The 830-nt window shown below is 74.7% G+C and carries 1 protein-coding gene; it reads left to right on the top strand.

All coding sequences use genetic code 11. From position 1 onward, the window contains the following. Positions 1 to 126: 126 nt before the first annotated feature. The coding region (locus tag DMC61_RS40840; RefSeq protein ID WP_199750236.1) for a ferredoxin reductase at positions 127 to 830 on the top strand (704 nt) is incomplete at its 3' end.

The following is an 830-nucleotide window of genomic DNA, read 5'->3' as shown; positions in this document are numbered from 1 at the left end:
ACTAGGGACCGCCCTTCCCGCTGGGTGACAGGGCTGTACCAGGGCCCCTCCCGCTAGTTGACACTGGCGTCAACAAGTACCGGCCGAAGGGTTCCCCAGGGGGCTACCGGTCAGTACATTGACGCCATGTCCAACAAGCCTGTCCCGTTCCCGGCACGGCTGCGGAAGCCGGTGCCCCTGCTCCTGGCGGCCAGTGCCGCCCTCGTCGTCGGCCGGGCGGTGCGGCGCCGGGCCTCCGGTGCACGGCCCGGGAGGGGGTCCGCCGCGCGGCCGCCGTCCTCGGGGCGCCCGGAGACCCGCCCGCTGACGCTGCTGGTGACCGCGCACGAGCGGCTGGCCGACGGGGTGGTGCTGTTGCGCCTGGAGGGCACCGGCCTGCCGCGCTGGGAGCCGGGCGCCCACCTGGACCTGGTGCTGCCCTCGGGTCTCGTACGGCAGTACTCGCTGTGCGGCGACCCGGAGGACACCTCGTCGTACACGGTGGCCGCGCGGCTGGTCGAGGACGGGCGGGGCGGCTCGCGCGAGGTGCACGAGCAGGTGCAGGAGGGGACGGAGCTGGAGGTGCGCGGTCCGCGCAACCGTTTCCCGCTGGTCGAGGCGCCGGCCTACGCCTTCGTCGCCGGGGGCATCGGCATCACGCCCGTGCTGCCCATGCTGCGGGCGCTGCCGGATGACGCGCGGTGGCGGCTGCTGTACGGCGGGCGGACGCGGGCGTCGATGCCGTTCCTGGAGGAGGTCGAGAAGCTGGACCCGGAGGGCGGGAGGGTCACCGTGGTCGCCGAGGACGAGGAGGGGCGGCCGGAACTCGGCGCCTTCCTGGCGGACCTGCC

Origin of the sequence: Amycolatopsis sp. WAC 04169 (assembly GCF_003947535.1) — a bacterium.
Lineage (GTDB): Bacteria > Actinomycetota > Actinomycetes > Mycobacteriales > Pseudonocardiaceae > Amycolatopsis > Amycolatopsis keratiniphila.
Note: the sequence above shows the minus strand (reverse complement) of the source record. Positions and strands in the feature narration are given on the sequence as shown.